16 protein-coding genes are annotated in these 17,378 nt (G+C 69.3%); 13 read left to right on the top strand and 3 right to left on the bottom strand.

Annotation, left to right across the window (positions count from 1 at the left end; translation table 11 throughout):
- Positions 1–14 precede the first annotated feature (14 nt).
- From QZ433_RS06540 to QZ433_RS06525, 4 genes are all read left to right on the top strand, one after another.
- Positions 15–539 carry a hypothetical protein gene (locus QZ433_RS06540; protein WP_295780930.1) on the top strand — a complete coding sequence of 175 codons (525 nt, stop codon included), beginning with the start codon at positions 15–17 and terminating at the stop codon, positions 537–539.
- Positions 540–772: 233 nt separating this feature from the next.
- Positions 773–2,323 (top strand): aldehyde dehydrogenase family protein, encoded by a 1,551-nt coding sequence (locus QZ433_RS06535; protein ID WP_295780928.1) that lies wholly within the window; start codon positions 773–775, stop codon positions 2,321–2,323.
- Positions 2,324–2,492: 169 nt separating this feature from the next.
- Positions 2,493–2,888, top strand: a complete 396-nt coding sequence (locus QZ433_RS06530; RefSeq protein WP_295780925.1) for a DUF779 domain-containing protein — start codon at positions 2,493–2,495, stop codon at positions 2,886–2,888.
- 397 nt (positions 2,889–3,285) lie between these two features.
- Complete coding sequence (locus tag QZ433_RS06525) at positions 3,286–3,612, top strand: hypothetical protein (RefSeq protein ID WP_295780921.1); 327 nt, start codon at positions 3,286–3,288, stop codon at positions 3,610–3,612.
- Here QZ433_RS06525 and QZ433_RS06520 read toward each other — a convergent pair.
- The gene (locus QZ433_RS06520; protein WP_295780917.1) at positions 3,578–4,408 is read right to left on the bottom strand and encodes a class I SAM-dependent methyltransferase; all 831 of its coding nucleotides are present in this window, start codon (positions 4,406–4,408) and stop codon (positions 3,578–3,580) included. The two genes, QZ433_RS06525 and QZ433_RS06520, sit on opposite strands and share 35 nt — an antisense overlap.
- Before the next feature lie 103 nt (positions 4,409–4,511).
- On the opposite strand from QZ433_RS06520, the gene QZ433_RS06515 reads away from it, so the two are divergent.
- The gene (locus tag QZ433_RS06515; RefSeq protein ID WP_295780915.1) at positions 4,512–5,453 is read left to right on the top strand and encodes an alpha-L-glutamate ligase; all 942 of its coding nucleotides are present in this window, start codon (positions 4,512–4,514) and stop codon (positions 5,451–5,453) included.
- Positions 5,446–6,759, top strand: coding sequence for a PLP-dependent transferase (locus tag QZ433_RS06510; RefSeq protein WP_295780912.1), 1,314 nt, complete (start codon positions 5,446–5,448; stop codon positions 6,757–6,759). Before QZ433_RS06515 ends, QZ433_RS06510 begins: the two co-directional genes overlap by 8 nt.
- Before the next feature lie 173 nt (positions 6,760–6,932).
- Here QZ433_RS06510 and QZ433_RS06505 read toward each other — a convergent pair whose 3' ends face one another.
- Positions 6,933–7,994, bottom strand: coding sequence for an LLM class flavin-dependent oxidoreductase (locus QZ433_RS06505; RefSeq protein WP_295780909.1), 1,062 nt, complete (start codon positions 7,992–7,994; stop codon positions 6,933–6,935).
- A 124-nt stretch (positions 7,995–8,118) separates the two neighbouring features.
- On the opposite strand from QZ433_RS06505, the gene sfnG reads away from it, so the two are divergent.
- Together sfnG and QZ433_RS06495 are read left to right on the top strand one after the other, a co-directional pair.
- Complete coding sequence (gene sfnG / locus QZ433_RS06500; protein ID WP_295780907.1) at positions 8,119–9,252, top strand: dimethylsulfone monooxygenase SfnG; 1,134 nt, start codon at positions 8,119–8,121, stop codon at positions 9,250–9,252.
- A 79-nt stretch (positions 9,253–9,331) separates the two neighbouring features.
- Positions 9,332–10,354, top strand: a complete 1,023-nt coding sequence (locus QZ433_RS06495) for a putative FMN-dependent luciferase-like monooxygenase (protein ID WP_295780906.1) — start codon at positions 9,332–9,334, stop codon at positions 10,352–10,354.
- Positions 10,355–10,359: 5 nt separating this feature from the next.
- On the opposite strand, the gene QZ433_RS06490 is transcribed toward QZ433_RS06495, so the two are convergent.
- Entirely contained in the window at positions 10,360–11,265 is a 906-nt protein-coding gene (locus tag QZ433_RS06490) for a LysR family transcriptional regulator (RefSeq protein WP_295780903.1), read from the bottom strand.
- Between the two features lie 104 nt (positions 11,266–11,369).
- On the opposite strand from QZ433_RS06490, the gene QZ433_RS06485 reads away from it, so the two are divergent.
- The 5 genes from QZ433_RS06485 to QZ433_RS06465 all read left to right on the top strand — a co-directional run.
- Positions 11,370–12,764 (top strand): MFS transporter, encoded by a 1,395-nt coding sequence (locus tag QZ433_RS06485; protein WP_295780901.1) that lies wholly within the window; start codon positions 11,370–11,372, stop codon positions 12,762–12,764.
- Entirely contained in the window at positions 12,761–13,510 is a 750-nt protein-coding gene (locus tag QZ433_RS06480) for a 3-hydroxybutyrate dehydrogenase (RefSeq protein ID WP_295780900.1), read from the top strand. Before QZ433_RS06485 ends, QZ433_RS06480 begins: the two co-directional genes overlap by 4 nt.
- Positions 13,511–13,674: 164 nt before the next feature.
- Positions 13,675–15,309 carry an ABC transporter substrate-binding protein gene (locus QZ433_RS06475; protein ID WP_295780897.1) on the top strand — a complete coding sequence of 545 codons (1,635 nt, stop codon included), beginning with the start codon at positions 13,675–13,677 and terminating at the stop codon, positions 15,307–15,309.
- Positions 15,310–15,429: 120 nt separating this feature from the next.
- A complete protein-coding gene (locus QZ433_RS06470) occupies positions 15,430–16,503 on the top strand; it encodes an ABC transporter permease (protein ID WP_295780895.1) in 1,074 nt (357 codons plus the stop codon).
- Position 16,504: 1 nt separating this feature from the next.
- On the top strand, positions 16,505–17,378 hold an 874-nt coding region (locus tag QZ433_RS06465; protein WP_295780892.1), incomplete at its 3' end, for an ABC transporter permease.

Raw genomic sequence — 17,378 nt, 5'->3', positions numbered from 1 at the left:
GTTACAGTGAACATATGGACGAAAAAGCGCTCGACATCTTCTCGGCAGCCCGCGCCCGTCGCGATGTGGGGCGCATCCGCGAGGCGCTCGCCGAGGTCAAGGCCGGCGACGTCGCCCGCGTGATCGTTCGTTCCCCGCGCTACGGCCTCTACGCCCTCGAGGGCACCGTGCGCATCGGAGTGGGCGGGCAGCCGCTCGTCGGTGACGTCATCCTCGCCACCAGCTCCGAGATCCAGCGCATCGACCTGGGCATCGAGCTCCCGCGACCGGCTCTCGAGGCCGATGTCGTCGACCCCTCGACGCTCCCCCACGGCACGCCCGTCCGCGTGACCTTCCTGACGCCCACGCAGCAGACCTTCGCCCTGACCGGGCCGATCACCGCCGGTAACGACCGCTTCCTGCTCGTCGGCAGCTGGATCGTCGCCGACGATCGCACCATCGCGCCGCGCGTGCAGAGCATCGAGCGTCTCGACGACGTCGACCTGCACGAGGTCAATGTTCCGCCGCTTCGATCGGTGCTGGCCGACGCCGACGCCTGAGCGCGCTCGCAGAACGGATGCCACGGCCTCGAGGTCGTGGCATCCGTCGTTCTTGCGTCGGAGGGTCGCGAGATCACGTGTTCTCGCCCAGAAGACGTGATCTCGCGCGCGCCACACCCCGACGGGCGTCCCCTCGCGCCCGGCGCAACCCGATGCAACCTCCCCCGGCGTAGCGTCGGCGCATCGCCGCCCGAAGCCGTCGCGGCGACTCATGACCGTCGAAGGAGACACGCATGACCATCGTCGAAGAAGGCGTCTCGAGCGTCTACGCCGCACCCGGAACCCGCGGGGCCGTCGCCGAGTACCGCTCGCGGTACGGGCACTACATCGGCGGCGAATGGGTCGAACCGCACAGCGGCGAGTACTTCGAGAACATCACCCCCGTCACCGGCAAGCCCTTCTGCGAGGTGGCCCGAGGCGACGCGCACGACATCGACAGAGCAGTGGATGCCGCATGGAAGGCGTTCGCGAGCTGGAAGAAGACCACTCCGGCCGAGCGCAGCGTCATCCTGAACAAGATCGCCGACCGCATCGAGCAGAACCTCGAGATGATCGCCGTGGCCGAGACGTGGGAGAACGGCAAGCCCGTCCGCGAGACCCTCGCCGCCGACATCCCCCTGACCGTCGACCACTTCCGCTACTTCGCGGGCGTGCTGCGGGCGCAGGAAGGCTCGCTGAGCCAGCTCGACGAGAACACCGTGGCCTACCACTTCAACGAGCCGCTCGGCGTGGTCGGGCAGATCATCCCGTGGAACTTCCCGATCCTCATGGCGGCCTGGAAGCTGGCCCCCGCGCTAGCGGCGGGCGACTGCGTCGTGATCAAGCCGGCGGAGCAGACCCCGGCATCCCTGCTGTTCCTGTTCGACATCATCGGCGACCTGCTCCCGGCGGGCGTCGTCAACATCGTCAACGGCTTCGGCATCGAGGCGGGTGCGCCCCTCGCCCAGCACAAGCGCATCCGCAAGATCGCGTTCACCGGCGAGACGACGACCGGTCGCCTGATCATGCAGTACGCGTCGCAGAACCTCATCCCGGTGACTCTCGAACTCGGAGGCAAGAGCCCGAACGTCTTCTTCGAGGACGTCGCCCGGGCGACCGACGACGCCTACTACGACAAGGCGCTCGAGGGCTTCACGATGTTCGCCCTCAACCAGGGCGAGGTGTGCACGTGTCCGTCGCGGTCGCTCATCCAGCGGTCGATCTACGACCAGTTCCTCGGTGACGGCCTCGAGCGCGTGAAGAAGGTGCGTCAGGGCAACCCGCTCGACCCCGAGACGATGATCGGTGCGCAGGCGTCGAACGACCAGCTCGAGAAGATCCTGTCGTACATCGACATCGGCAAGCAGGGCGGCGCGAAGCTGCTCACGGGCGGGGAGCGCGTCGACCTCGGCGGTGACCTGTCGGGCGGCTACTACGTCGCACCGACCGTGTTCGAGGGCACGAACGACATGCGCATCTTCCAGGAGGAGATCTTCGGTCCGGTGCTGTCGGTGACGTCGTTCGATTCCTTCGACGACGCGATCTCGATCGCGAACGACACCCTGTACGGCCTTGGCGCCGGCGTGTGGAGCCGCAGTGGCGACACCGCGTATCGCGCGGGCCGAGCGATCGAAGCGGGTCGCGTGTGGACGAACACCTACCACCAGTACCCCGCGCACGCGGCATTCGGCGGGTACAAGCAGTCCGGCATCGGCCGCGAGAACCACCTCAAGATGCTCGATCACTACCAGCAGACGAAGAACCTGCTCGTGTCGTACGCCGAAGGCGCGATGGGCTTCTTCTGATCGGCCGGTCGGGGTCGCGGCGGGTGGCCCCGGTCCTCGTGACCCCCGGGTTCGTCCCGGGGGTCACTCCGCTTTCCGCCGGGGTCTGGGTGGCCGCTCGTCCCCCTTATGGCGGGTGGGCGAGTCCTCAGCCGACCATTTGTGGGACATGAACCGAAAGGAATGGGACATGACGACCCAGCTCTCCCGCGTCGATGTGACGGATGCCGCGGCCGCGCTGCTGCGCGATCTGACCGCGAAGCACGGCCCGCTGATGTTCCATCAGTCCGGCGGCTGCTGCGACGGCAGCTCGCCCATGTGCTACCCGGTGGGGATGTTCCTGACCGGGCCGAGCGACGTCCGCCTCGGGACGATCGAGGTGGGGTTGGACGACCCCATCGAGGTCTACATGTCGGAGTCGCAGTTCGAGTACTGGAAGTTCACCCACCTGACGATCGACGTCGTACCCGGCCGTGGAGCGGGCTTCTCCGTCGAGGGGCCGACGGGGATGCGCTTTCTCATCCGTTCGCGGATGCTGACGGAGGAGGAGGCGGAGGCGTTCGGACTGGGTGCTGCTGCCGAATGAGGCTCCTCCTCCACAGTCGGTCCCGTCCCCAGGCCGTGCTCGAGAAGGACAGACCGATGAGCGGCACCCACGGGGCGGCATCGGGCGCGAGGCCGGCGATCAGCAGTCCCGTGAGTACGACAGACAGGACAGCGATCCACCAGCTGGCGGGGCGCAGCGGGTCGACGAGGGCGCCCCACCCGATGTCGATCAGAGCTGCGTACACGCCGACGATCACAGTCGGTTCGACGGTTTCGTGCATGCGCAGGCCTCCTGAGGTGACGGGCGGAGATGCAACGCTCGCACGCGACAGCACTCGATCGCCGTCGTCGTCACCCGCGTCCGAGCGAATTTTCACCCTGTCGGAACAACGTCATGCGAATCGGTGTGCGATCTTGCCGCGTTCATGATGTCCTCTGTGAAAGCGCAGCTTCGCAATGCCGCGTCTTACGCGGCGATTCTGCTCGGCGGCTTCATCATCGGCGCGTACGTGCTCGCGACGACATCGATGGCGTTGGCCGCCATCGCCTTCACGCACACGGTGACGACCGGCATCCCGTTCGTCGTGACGTTCGCCGGAGAACGGGATGCCGGGGGCTCCCCCGCGGTCGTCATCGACGGTTCCCTCGCCTCGGCGTCGGTTCTCGTCTCGCTCTTCGCCGTTGGGTGGTGGGCCGTCGCGCGGGCGGTAAACGACCGCAGGTCGCGCGTCACGCCGGCTTCGTCGCCCGCAGGGTGTAGCTGAGCGGGATGACCGACGGCTGCTGCGTCAGCGCGAACTCGCCGTCCGCGCGCTCGGTCATGCGGCCGGGGAGCGCCTCCCACGGCACGCTGTCGTGCTCGACGAGGGCGTCGATGCGCAGGCCGCGCGCGAGCAGGGCGGTGACGATCTCACCGAGGCCGTGGTTCCACTCGTAGGTCTTCGTCGCGGTCAGCGGTGCCGACACCTCGACGTAGGTGCTGTCGTCGTCCCACGCGAGAGGCGTCGTCTGCTCGAAGTACGGGAAGGCCAGCGTCAGACCGGGCTGCTCCTCGTCCATGGACCACAGGATCGGGTGACATTCGCGCAGGTGGAGGGTGCCTCCGGGGGCGAGCAGGTCGTGCACCACCCCGGCCCAGTCCTCGATGGACGGCAGCCAGCAGAGGGCCCCGATGCCCGTGTACACGAGGTCGAAGCTCTCGCGCGGCAGGAAGGTGGCGGCATCCCGTACATCGGACTGCACGAACACGGCCTCGACCCCCGCCTCGGCGGCGAGTCGCCGTGCCTCGGCGACGGCGTTCTCGGAGAAGTCCAGTCCGGTCACTCGCGCGCCCAGGCGTGCCAGCGACAGGGTGTCGGTGCCGATGTGGCACTGCAGGTGCACGGTGCGTCGCCCCGCGATGTCGCCCAGCAGCGGCAGGTCGAAGCGGACGACCTCCGAGAGAGCCTCGCGGTCGTCGACGTACCGCTGGATGCCGTAGCCCGAGCCGTCGCGGGCGGCGTGCAGCGTCGCGCGCTCGTCCCAGTTGGCGCGGTTGGCGTCGATGTAGTCGGAAGTCATGGCATCCCTTTCTCCGGTCAACGAGCCTAGGGATGCCGTGGGCCGGTGTCGCTGCGTGACGGTCGGCGAGCCGCATGTCGGAGGGGCGGGTTAGCCTGGCGGCATGTCGGGCAAGGTCTATGTCATTCACGAGAACCCCCAGTGGATCCCGCCGTTCGCGGCGGCGTTCGAGGCCGAGGGGGTGCCGTTCGAGGAGTGGCTGCTCACCGACGGATCGATCGACCTGGCGGTCGAGCCGCCCGAGGGCGTGTTCTGGTCGCGTCTGAGCGCCTCGGCGCACACCCGCGATCACGCCCACAGCAAGGAGTTCGGCCGTGCCGTGCTGCGATGGCTCACGTCGTGGGGTCGCACGGTCATCAACGGCGCCGACGTCCTCGAGCTCGAGGTCAGCAAGGTCGCGCAGCACGCGGCTCTGCGGCACGCGGGCATCGACGTGCCGCGCACGGTCGCGGTCTTCGGCACCGAGGAGCTCGTGGCGCAGGCCGAGCGTTTCGGTGCGCCGTTCATCAGCAAGCACAACCAGGGCGGCAAGGGCCTGGGCGTACGCCGGTGGGACAGCGTCGACGAGTTCGCGACCTGGGTCGCGGGTCCCGACTTCGAGCCCTCCCCCGACGGCATCACCCTGCTGCAGGAGCTGCTGGTCGCCAAGACGCCGTTCATCACGCGCGCCGAGTTCGTCGGCGGCGAGTTCGTCTACGCGGTGCGCGTCGACACGAGCGCCGGCAGCTTCGAGCTGTGCCCGGCCGAGGCGTGCGCGATCCCCGGTGCGGACGGCGTGGAGCCCGAGCCGCTGTTCCGGCGGCGCGACGACGTCGACCCGGCGCTGATCGACCGCTTCCTGGCGTTCCTGGCGGCCGAGGGCGTCGGAATCGCGGGCATCGAGTTCATCGAGACGCGCGACGGGCGCACCGTCACCTACGACGTGAACACGAACACCAACTACAACCCCGATGTCGAGGCGACCGCGCCGCGGTCCGGACCGCGGCAGATCGCCCGCTGGCTGGGCTCGCTGCTGCCGCGCGAAGTGGCGGGCGTGCGTGGCTGAGCCGGCCGCACCCCACAGCGACTGGGCCGGGTTCGGCTTCGCCACCCGCCAGGTGCACGCCGGAGAAGAAGAGGACCTCACCCACGGCTCCCGCATCACGCCGGTCCACCTGTCGGCGGCCTACCGCTTCGCCTCCTTCCAAGAGGCGACCGACCGTTTCGCCGCCGCCGACCTGGGTCACCTCTACTCGCGCAACGCCAACCCGACGAACCAGGTCGCCGAGCGCCGCCTCGCTTCGCTCGAGGGCGGTTCGGGGGCCCTCGTCGTCGGATCGGGCCAGGCCGCGATCACCATGGCGCTGCTGGGCCTCGCCGGCAGCGGAGAGCACATCGTCTCGACCGCCAGCATCTACAGCGGCACCCGCGTCCTCTTCGACCGCACATTCGCCCGAATGGGTGTGACCGTCGAGTACGTCTGGGACCCGCTCGACGACTCCGAGTGGGACGCCCTCATCCGGCCCGAGACCAAGGCGATCTTCACCGAGACCCTGCCCAACCCCAAGAACGACGTGGTCGACATCGACGCCATCGCGCGGGTCGCGCAGCGTCACGGCATCCCTCTGATCGTCGACAACACCATCGCCACGCCCTACCTCATCCGTCCGATCGAGCACGGGGCCGACATCGTCGTGCACTCGGCGACGAAGTTCCTGTCGGGCCACGGCGCTAACCTCGCGGGTGCGGTCGTCGACGGCGGGCGGTTCGACTGGGCGGCGTCGGAGCGCTCCTACCCCGCCATCACCGATACGCCGGTCGCCACCCACGCGTCGTTCCTCGACGCGTTCGGTCCGCGGGCGTTCGAGCTGTCGCTGCGTTTCGGGATCGCGAACGACACGGGTCCCGCGCTGTCACCGCTGAACGGCTTCCTGCTGCAGCAGGGCATGGAGACCCTGTCGGTGCGCATGCGGCAGCACCTCGCGAGCGCGCGCACCATCGCCGAGTGGCTCGACCGGCACGACGCCGTCGAGAGCGTCGATTACGCGGGCCTGCCCTCGCACCCGCAGCACCGGATCGCCCTGCGCGACTACGACGGGCTGTCGGGATCGGTCTTCTCGTTCACGGTGCACGGTGGCCGGCACGCGGCCGAGCGGTTCTTCGACGGCCTGCGCCTGTTCAGCCGCATGACCAACATCGGCGACACCCGCTCGATGGCGTTGCACCCCGCGACCACGACGCATCTCGGCTTCACGCAAGAGACGCGTGATCGCCTCGGCATCACGGAAGGGCTCATCCGCCTGTCTATCGGGCTCGAGGATGCCGACGATCTCGTCGCCGACCTCGATCAGGCCCTGCGCGCGGCGAGCTGATCCGCACCTCGGGCAGCCCCTCTCGCCCTGGGCGTCCATCGCCGGCGCGCCGACCCCGCGGCATCCCGCGTGCTGATCTTGGACACTCGGCGGCGGTGGGCGCGTGGGGCGGGCTGCACCGTGCATGACGCGGCCGGCGCTCGCGGGGAGCGCGGGCGCCGGGCGTCAACGGGTCAGGCGTCGCGGAGGGCCTCCAGGCGCCGCACACGCGGGATCACGTCGGCGGCGAAGCGCTGCAGCTCGGTCAGGTGCGGCGAGAACTGCAGCAGCAGCGTCGACACGCCCACGTTCGCGAAGGCCACGATGCGTTCCGCGACCTGGTCGGGGGTTCCGACGAGATTCGGGCGCAGGCCGCGGTTCGAGACCGAGTACTCCTTGAGGTCGACCTGGGTGTCGAGCTTCGACTTGCTCACGAAGTCCTGGTAGGAGCCGTAGGCCGCTCCCCCGCGGACGTCCGTGATGCGGTCGATCTCCGCCTGCGCCTCTTCTTCGGTGTCGCGCACGATGCCGTACGCGGCCATTCCGAACGCCTCGAAGGGCGTCGCGCCGGCCTCGGCGCGGCGACGGCGCATGTCGGCGATCTTCGTCTCGAGCTCTTCGAGCGTGCCGCCGTGGGTGAGGTAGGCGTCGGCGAACCGCGTGATGGCGGTGCGCCCCGCCTCGCTCTCGCCCCCGGCGTACAGGCGCGGCGTGACGCGGGGCTTCGGCTCGAGGTACGTGCCCTCGGTGCGGTAGTACTCGCCCTCGTACGCGAACGGCGTCTCGGACCACAGTCCGCGCAGCACCTCGACCCACTCGATCGTGCGGGCGTAGCGGTCGTCGTGCGCGCTGAACAGGCCGTCGTACTGCTTGGCCTCTTCGGCCCACCACGCCGAGACGACGTTGAGGGTGAAGCGGCCGTCGCTGATCTCGTCGATCGTCGCGGCCTGCTTCGCCGTGTGGAACGGGTTGTGGAACCCCGGCCGGACGGCGGCCAGCAGTTCGAGCTTCGACGTCACCGCGGCCAGTCCCGCGGTCACGGCCCAGGCATCGAGCGACGGCGCCTCGACGCCCTTGATGTCGTTGAGGTTGAGCTCGGGGATCAGCGTCAGGTCGAACCCGCCCTCTTCGGCGGCGCGCGCGATCTCGGCGACGTGTGCGAAGGACACGGGTGTCTGCTCGTCGTCGACGTTGCGCAGCCATCCACCGAAGATCGGGGTCCAGTATCCGAAACGCACGCGCTGGGGGGAGGTCATGGCTCCATCCTCACCCGGTCGATGCGGCCCGGCGTCACGCGGCGACATGGTCCGTCATATGTCGTTGACGCCTCGACCGAGCGGTGCGACGGTAGCCGGGTTCCCATCCCGCCAGGAGGATCCCATGACCGACACCACGCCCACCCACGAGCCGCTGAAGTTCGCCTACTGGGTGCCCAACGTCAGCGGTGGCCTGGTCATCAGCTCGATCGAGCAGCGCACCGACTGGGGCTACGACTACAACGTGAAGCTCGCCCGCACCGCCGAGCGGGTGGGGTTCGAGTACGCCCTCAGCCAGGTCCGCTACGCCTCGAGCTACGGCGCCGCGCAGCAGCACGAGTCCACCTCGATCAGTCTCGCGCTGCTGCTGGCCACCGAGAAGCTCAAGGTCATCTCGGCCATCCACCCCGGGATCTGGCATCCCGCGGTCCTGGCGAAGTTCATCAACACGGCCGATCAGTTCTCGCACGGTCGCGCGGCGGTCAACGTCGTCAGCGGCTGGTTCAAGGACGAGTACACCGATCTCGGCCTGGAGTGGCTCGAGCACGACGAGCGCTACGAGCGCGCGGCCGAGTTCATTCAGGTGCTGCGCGGTCTGTGGACGCAGGAGAAGTTCTCGTTCCACGGGAAGTACTACGACATCACCGACTTTACGCTGCGGCCGTTCCCGTTCGAGGTGCCCGGGCGGGCGCATCCCGAGATCTTCCAGGGCGGGAACTCCACGGCGGCCCGCTTCAACGGGGGTGCGTTCTCGGACTGGTACTTCTCGAACGGCAAGGACTTCGACGGCTTCACCGAGCAGTACGACGACGTCACGCGCATCGCGACCGAGCACGGACGTCGCACGCGTTTCGGCTTGAACGGTTTCGTCATCCAGCGCGACAGCCGCGCCGAGGCCGAGGCGCAGTTGCGGGAGATCATCGCGAAGGCCGACGGCGGGGCCGTCGAGGGCTTCCGCAAGAGCGTGCAAGAGGCCGGCAACGCGACGACGGACAAGAAGGGGATGTGGGCGGACTCGTCGTTCGACGACCTCGTGCAGTACAACGACGGCTTCCGCACGCAGCTGTTCGGCGATGCCCAGCAGATCGCCGAGCGCATCATCGAGTACAAGAAGCGGGGCGTCGACCTGTTCCTGCTTGGCTTCCTGCACTTCCAGGAGGAGCTCGAGACCTTCGGCGAGACCGTCATCCCGATCGTGCGCGAGCTCGAGGCCGACCTCGAGCGCACGGGTGACCCGATCGAGGTCGCGGCGCGCTGACGACGGCCGCAAGCCCGCGGATCCGTCCTAGCCTGGAGGGGAACATTCCACGACGGGCATAAGACGGTGAGGCTTCGACATGAGCGGCGCACGACTCGGTTTCTTCACGAGACTCCTGGATGCCGGCACCGACGGCGAGCGATACCGCCGGGCGCTCGCGCAGGTGCGCGCCGCCGAGCGGCACGGGTTCGCCTCGCTCTGGGTGGCCCAACACCATTTCGACCGCGACGAGGGCGGGCTTCCCTCGCCCTTCTCGTTCCTCGCGGCAGCGGCGGTGCAGACCGAACGGATCGCCCTCGGCACCGGCATCGTGACCCTGCCCCTGGACGATCCGATACGCGTGGCCGAGGACGCGGCCGTCGTGGATGCGCTCAGCGACGGCCGCGTGCAGCTGGGTATCGGGACGGGCGGCACGCCAGGCTCGTTCGCCGCGTTCGATCGCTCCTCGGATGACCGACGCCGGATCCAGGCCGCGCACCTCGAGGTCCTGCGCGACGCCTTCGCCGGGCGTGGCATCCGCGGCACGGATTCGCGCCTGAACCCCGCCGCACCGCACCTCGGCGGGCGCCTGTGGCAGGCGACGTTCTCGGTCGAGGGCGGTCGTCGGGCGGGCGCCGACGGCGACGGGCTGCTGCTTTCGCGCACCCAGCCGCGCGATGAGGGCGTGGCGCTGCACGAGGTGCAGGTGCCGATCGTCGAGGCCTATCTCGCCGCTCTGCCCGCGGGCGTCCCGCCGCGCATCCTCGCCTCGCGGACGGCGGTGGTGGTGGATGTTGAGAACCTCGACGCCACGTGGAGCGCGGCCGAGCCCGGCGTGCGGCGCCTGACGCGTACATTCCTCAAGCGGAATGCGGACGGCGACCTGCGCGACCTTGCGCGTCAGACCGACACGCACCTCGGAACCGTCGAGCAGGTCACCGCCTCATTGACCGCCGATGAGACCCTCGCGTTGGCCACCGACGTGGCGTTCCAGGTGCACTCCGTCGACCCCGCCCACGAGATCACGCTGCGCTCGATCGAGCTGCTCGCGACCGAGGTCGCGCCGCGCGTGGGGCTGCGCACGGGCGTCGATGCGGCGGAGGAGCTGCGGGCCCTGGGCTGAGGCCGTCACCCCGCCCCGTCGAGCATCGCGCGCGAGCGCGCGGTCTGCTCGCGCAGCGCCTCGGCGAGGGCGGCGACGGCGGGGATGCGCATCGCGTCCGCGCGCACGACCATCCAGTAGGGCAGACGTTCGGTGACCAGCTCGGGCAGCAGGCGCACGAGGTCGTCGTGTCTGTCGGCGGCGAAGCACGGCAGCATCCCGATCCCCGCCCCGGCGCGTGTGGCCTCGACCTGCACGAGCACATTCGTCGACGTGACGCCGTCGCGCATCCGCGGCACCACGCGGCGCGGCAGGTCCAGTGCTTCGACCTGCAGCATCGCATCGACGAAGTAGACCAGCCGGTGCTGCTGCAGCTCGTCCATGTCGCGCGGTGAGCCGTGTGTGGTGAGGTAGGCGCGCGAGGCGTACATGCCGAGCGTGTACGAGCCGAGTTCGACGGTCGTTCCGCGCGAGGTCTGCGGCTGCCCGACGACCACCTCGAGGTCGAGGCCCGGTCGGTGCAGGGTCGCGCGGCGCTGCGCGGCGACGATCTCGACGGTGAGCTCGGGATGCCGCTGCCGCAGCCGCGCGATCGCGGGAGCCGCGATGAACGCGCTGAAGCCATCGGTCGCCGACATGCGCACCACCCCGGCGACGGGGTCGGGCTCCTCTCCCCCGGCGGCGAGCTGCGACAGGGCGGCCTCGATACGTCCCGCGGTCTCGCTCGCGTGTCGCCCGAGCGCGGTGAGCTCCCATCCCCGCCCGGACTGAGCGACGACGCGGCCGCCGAGCGCGTCCTCGAGGGCGGCGATCCGGCGCGCGACGGTGGTGTGGTCGACGCCCCGCACCTGGGCCGCGGCGCTGTACGTGCCGGTGCGGGCGACGGCCAGCAGCATCAGCAGGTCGTCGGCGCGGGGGGTCGTGGCATCCATGTGTGCAATTCTGCACAGGGGACCAGCGCAGACGGGTATTGCCGCATTCACGGCTCACGCTCAGACTGGGCCGCGGATGTCACCGTCGACACCGAAGGAGCAGCATGGATTCCCCCACCACCGCGTCGCGCGACAGCGCCGGCGCCCCCGCCTCGAACCGGATCCGCCGGGTCGTCGCCGCCTCGATGGCCGGCACGGTCGTCGAGTGGTACGAGTTCTTCCTCTACGCCACCGCCGCGAGCCTGGTCTTCGGCACGTTCTTCTTCCCGTCGTCGGGGTCGCCGCTGGACGGCATCATCGCCGCGTTCGTGACCTACGCGGTGGGCTTCATCGCGCGCCCCCTGGGGGGCGTCGTGTTCGGCCAGATCGGCGATCGCTTCGGCCGCAAGCCGACGCTGCAGGCGACGATCATCATCGTCGGCGCCGCCACCTTCCTGATGGGATGCCTCCCCGGTTTCGCCTCCGTCGGCTACTGGGCGCCCGCGATGCTCGTCGCGCTGCGCTTCATCCAGGGCTTCGCCGTGGGCGGGGAGTGGGGCGGGGCCGTGCTGCTCGTCGCCGAGCAGAGCCCCGACCGCCGACGCGCGTTCTGGTCGAGCTGGCCGCAGGCCGCCGTGCCCGTGGGCAATCTGCTCGCGACCCTGGTGCTGCTGATCACGTCGTTCGTGCTGAGCCCCGCCGCCTTCCTCGACTGGGGATGGCGCATCGCGTTCTGGCTCTCGGCCGTCATCGTGCTCGTCGGCTTCTGGATCCGCCGCCACGTCGAAGAGGCGCCGATCTTCCTCGAGGCCAAGGCGCAGGTCGAGCAGGAGAAGGCCACGTCGTTCGGCGTCGTCGAGGTGCTGCGCCGCTACCCCAAGGGCGTCGTGCAGGCCATGGGCGTGCGCTTCGCCGAGAACATCGTCTATTACATCGTCGTCAGCTTCTCGATCGTGTACCTCAAGATCGTGCACACCTACGACACCAGCCAGCTGCTGCTCGCGCTGCTCATCGCGCACGTGGTGCACTTCCTCGTCATCCCGCCCCTCGGGCGCCTCGCCGACCGAGTCGGTCGCCGGCCGGTGTACCTCGCGGGCGCGATCCTCAGCGCGACGTGGGCGTTCTTCGCCTTCCCGATGTTCGACACGCTCAACCCCGTGATGATCGTGCTCGCCGTCACCATCGGCCTGGTCTTCCACGCCGGCATGTACGCCCCGCAGCCCGCCGTCATGGCCGAGCTGTTCCCCACCCGCATGCGGTACTCGGGCGTCTCCCTCGGTGCCCAGGTCACGGCGATCCTCGCCGGCTCGCTCGCCCCGATCCTGGCGACGCAGTGGCTGCGCGACTTCGGGTCGTGGCTGCCGATCGCGCTGTACATCGTCGTGGCGTGCGTCGTCACCTCGATCGCCGTGCTGTCGTTGAAGGAGACGCGGGGCATCTCGCTCCGCGACATCGACGCCGCCGACGCGGCGCTCACCGCCGGCCGCGCCACCGCCGTCGGCGCGAAGGGAGCTCGATGAGCATCGATCTATCCGGCCGCCGCGCCCTCGTCACGGGGGGCGCGAGCGGCATCGGCGAGGCCATCGCCCGCTCGTTCGCCGCGGCCGGGGCGACCGTCACGGTCGCCGACGTCAACGGCGAAGCGGCCCGGACGGTCGCCGACGACATCGGGGGAGCGGCGTGGGCGGTGGACCTCTCGGACACCGCCGCGCTGCACACGCTGACGCTCGACACCGACATCCTGGTCAACAACGCCGGCATCCAGCACGTCAGCCCGATCGAGGACTTCGCGCCCGAGCGCTTCTCGTTCATGCTGCGGCTCATGCTCGAAGCGCCGTTCCTGCTCATCCGGGCGGCTCTGCCGGGCATGTACGAGCGGGGCTTCGGCCGGATCCTCAACGTCTCGAGCGTGCACGGCATCCGCGCCTCCGCCTACAAGTCGGCGTACGTCACCGCCAAGCACGGTCTCGAGGGGCTCTCCAAGACCACGGCGCTCGAGGGCGGTGCACGCGGGGTCACCAGCGTGTGCATCGACCCCGGATACGTGCGCTCGCCGCTGGTCGAGAGGCAGATCGCGGACCAGGCGCGGGCTCACGGCATCCCGGAATCCGAGGTGCTCGAGACCGTCCTGCTGCAGGATGCCGCGATCAAGCGGCTCGTCGAGCCGGCCGAGGTGGCCTCGCTCGCGCTGTGGCTCGCCGGACCGGACGCCGCGATGGTCACCGGGACGAGCTACGTCATGGACGGCGGCTGGTCGGCGCACTGACGGAGCCGCCGCGTGCACCGCGGCGGGACCGGGTTCCAGGCCGCTCGGGTTTCGGTCTCGTAAAGATGTGTCGCACCGTCTTTGTGACGGGCGCATGCCCGGACCAAGATGGCCGAAGGCCTGCGGCGTCTGTCGCGGGCGTCTTTCCACAGCAGAGGTAACAAATGACACTGCACTCGCGTGGGCGCGGCCGCTTCGGCCTCGTCATCGGCGCCGCTCTCGGCGCATCCGCCCTCGTCCTGGCAGGCTGCTCCGGCGGCGGCGACGACGCCGCATCGGGCGGCGGCTCGGGCGACCCGCTGGTCGTCGGCACCACCGACAAGATCACCTCGATCGACCCGGCCGGCTCGTACGACAATGGCTCTTTCGCCGTGATGACCCAGGTCTACCCCTTCCTCATGACCAGCCAGTACGGCACGTCGGAGGTCACGCCCGACATCGCGGAGTCGGCGGAGTTCACGACGCCGACCGAGTTCACGGTCAAGCTGAAGTCGGGCCTGAAGTTCGCCAACGGTCACGACCTCACCTCGTCCGACGTGAAGTTCTCGTTCGACCGCCAGGTCGCGATCAACGACCCCAACGGCCCCGCCTCGTTGCTCGGCAACCTCGACAGCGTCGCCGCGCCCGACGACACCACCGTCGTCTTCACCCTCAAGAACGGCAACGACCAGATCTGGCCCCAGATCCTGTCGAGCCCCGCGGCGCCGATCGTCGACGAAGAGGTCTTCTCGGCCGACGCCGTCACCCCCGACGACACGATCGTCGAGGGCAAGGCCTTCGCCGGTCAGTACACGATCGAGTCGTACAAGCCCAACGAGCTCATCTCGTACGCGCCGTACGCCGACTACCAGGGCTCGCTGCCCAAGGCCGCGAACAGCGGCATCTCGACCAAGTACTACGCCGACTCCTCGAACCTCAAGCTCGACGTGCAGTCGGGCGCGATCGACGTCGCCTACCGCAGCCTGAGCGCGACCGATGTCGCCGACCTGCAGAAGGACGACGCGGTCAAGGTCATCGACGGCCCCGGCGGCGAGATCCGCTACGTCGTGTTCAACTTCGACACGATGCCCTTCGGTGCCAAGACGGGCGAGGCGGATGCCGCCAAGTCCCTCGCCGTGCGCCAGGCGGCGGCCGACCTCGTCGACCGTCAGGCCATCGCCACCGACGTGTACAAGGACACCTACTCGCCCCTGTACTCGTACGTCCCCCAGGGTCTCGCGGGCGCCAACGAGGTGCTGAAGGACCTGTACGGCGACGGCCAGGGCGGCCCCGACGCGGCCAAGGCCAAGGCGACCCTCGAGGCCGCCGGCGTGCAGACGCCCGTCACGCTGAACCTGCAGTACAACGGCGACCACTACGGCCCCTCGTCGGGCGACGAGTACGCCGCGGTCAAGGCGCAGCTCGAAGAGGGCGGCCTGTTCACGGTCAACCTCGCTCAGACCGAGTGGGTGCAGTACCAGAAGGACCGCAAGGCCGACTCGTACCCCGCGTACCAGCTCGGCTGGTTCCCGGACTACTCGGATGCCGACAACTACCTGACGCCGTTCTTCACGCAGGACAACTTCCTGCTGAACCACTACGACAACGCCGAGGTGCAGCAGCTCCTCGTCGACCAGGCGACGCAGACCGACAAGACCACGCGCGAGAAGGAGATCGGCGAGATCCAGGACAAGGTGGCCGCCGACCTGTCGACGCTGCCGCTGCTCCAGGGCAAGCAGGTCGCGATCGTGGGCGCGAGCGTGGAGGGTGCCGTCCTCGACGGCTCGTTCAAGTTCCGCTTCGCTCCCCTGCACAAGTAAGACCGACACGGCGCTTCGTCGCGTCCGTTCGCCCGACGGCCGAGGGTCACGTACCCTCGGTCGTTGGGTGAGAACGGAGCGACGAAGCGCCGTTTCCCCATCGAGTGAGGTCTTCCCCGTATGGTCACCGCCGTCGACGCCGCCGACATCGCCAAACCCGTCGCCCCCAAGGGCGGCGGTCTGTGGCGCTACATCCTCGTCCGCCTGCTGCTCATCATCCCGACGGTGTTCATCCTCGTCACCGTGGTGTTCGTGCTGATGCGCATCACCGGTGACCCGATCACCGCGGCGCTGGGTGGACGCCTTCCCCCCGACCAGCTCGAGGCGCGCATCGCGCAGGCGGGCTACGACCGCCCGCTGATCGTGCAGTACTTCGAGTACGTCGGCGGCATCCTGCGAGGGGACTTCGGCACCACGCTCACCGACAACCGTCCGGTGATCGAGATCCTGCTGCAGTACGGCTCGGCCACCCTCGAGCTGGCGATCTACGCCCTCATCGTGGCGTTGGTCATCGGCATCCCGTTCGGTCTGCTCGCGGCCTACCGCCGCGACCGCTGGCAGGATGCGACGCTGCGCATCGGGGCGATCCTGGGCTACGCCACCCCCATCTTCTTCGTCGGCCTGCTGCTGAAGCTGGTGTTCGCCGTCTGGCTGAGCGTCCTTCCGGTCGCGGGACGCGCGAACACCCGCACCGAGCTCAAGCTGTCGACGCTCGACAACCCCTCGGGTATCTACCTGCTCGACGCGATCCGCCTGGGCGACGGGGCGGCGGTGGGCGACGTGCTCACCCACGCGATCCTGCCGGGTGTGGCCCTCGGCATCCTGACCGCGGGCATCTTCCTGCGCCTGGTGCGCACGAACGTCATCGGCACTCTCGGTGCGCAGTACGTCACGTCGGCGCGTTCGCGCGGCGTGGGGGAGTACCGCCTGGTCACCAAGCACGCGTACCGCCCCGCGCTCATCCCGATCATCACGGTCATCGGCCTGCAGATCGCCCTGCTGCTGTCGGGTGCGGTGCTGACCGAGACCACCTTCGAATGGAAGGGCCTGGGCTTCATGCTGAGCGAGTACCTCAAGGCCCGCGACTTCGTGGCCGTGCAGGGCATCGTCGTGATGATCGCCGTGCTGGTCGCCTTCACCAACTTCCTGGTCGACGTCATCGCGGCGATCATCGACCCGCGAGTGAGGTACTGACATGACGGATGCCACGACCCCCACGCCGACGAACGCCGTGAGCGAGCGCAAGGTGCCGCTGCGCGACCGTCTGCCCGTCGTCTCGCACCTGCGCCGCAGCGTCGGTCTGCAGCGCACCATGCTGGTGATCGGCCTCGTCATCACGACGGTCTTCGTCCTCACCGCGGTGTTCGCCCCGCTGCTCGCCCCCTACGGCTTCGCGGACCAGGATGCCGACGGCGTCAAGTTCGGCACGCAGCAGGCCCCGGGCGGCCTCAACCTGCTGGGCACGACCGTCGGCGGCTACGACGTGCTCTCGCGCGTCATCTGGGGCGCCCAGACCGCGCTGCTGGTCATCGTGTGCGCGATCGCGTTCTCGATCTTCCTCGGCATCTTCCTCGGCCTGGTCGGCGGGTACTTCGGCGGCTGGCTCGACCGCATCCTCGTTGTGCTGTGCGACGCGATCTACGCCTTCCCGTCGCTGCTGCTGGCGATCGTCATGTCGATCGCGATCACTCGTGGGCAGTCGACCCTGTGGGGCGGCATCCTCGCCACCGCCATCTCGATCACCGTCGTGTTCGTTCCGCAGTACTTCCGCGTCATCCGCGCCGAGGTGGTGCGCGTCAAGGCCGAGCCGTTCGTCGAGTCGGCCCGGGTGATCGGCGTGCCGACCGCACGCATCCTGCTGCGTCACGTGCTGCGCAACTCCACCCGCTCGCTGCCGGTCGTCATCACGCTCAACGCCTCCGAGGCACTGCTGACCCTTGCGGGCCTGGGCTTCCTCGGCTTCGGCATCGAGGCCACCGCCGCCGCCGAGTGGGGGTACGACCTCAACCGCTCGGTCAGCGACGTCACCAGTGGCATCTGGTGGACGGCGATCCCGCCGGGCATCGCGA

Origin of the sequence: uncultured Microbacterium sp. (genome assembly GCF_913776565.1) — a bacterium.
Lineage (GTDB): Bacteria > Actinomycetota > Actinomycetes > Actinomycetales > Microbacteriaceae > Microbacterium.
This window is presented reverse-complemented; position numbering and strand designations above follow the sequence as displayed.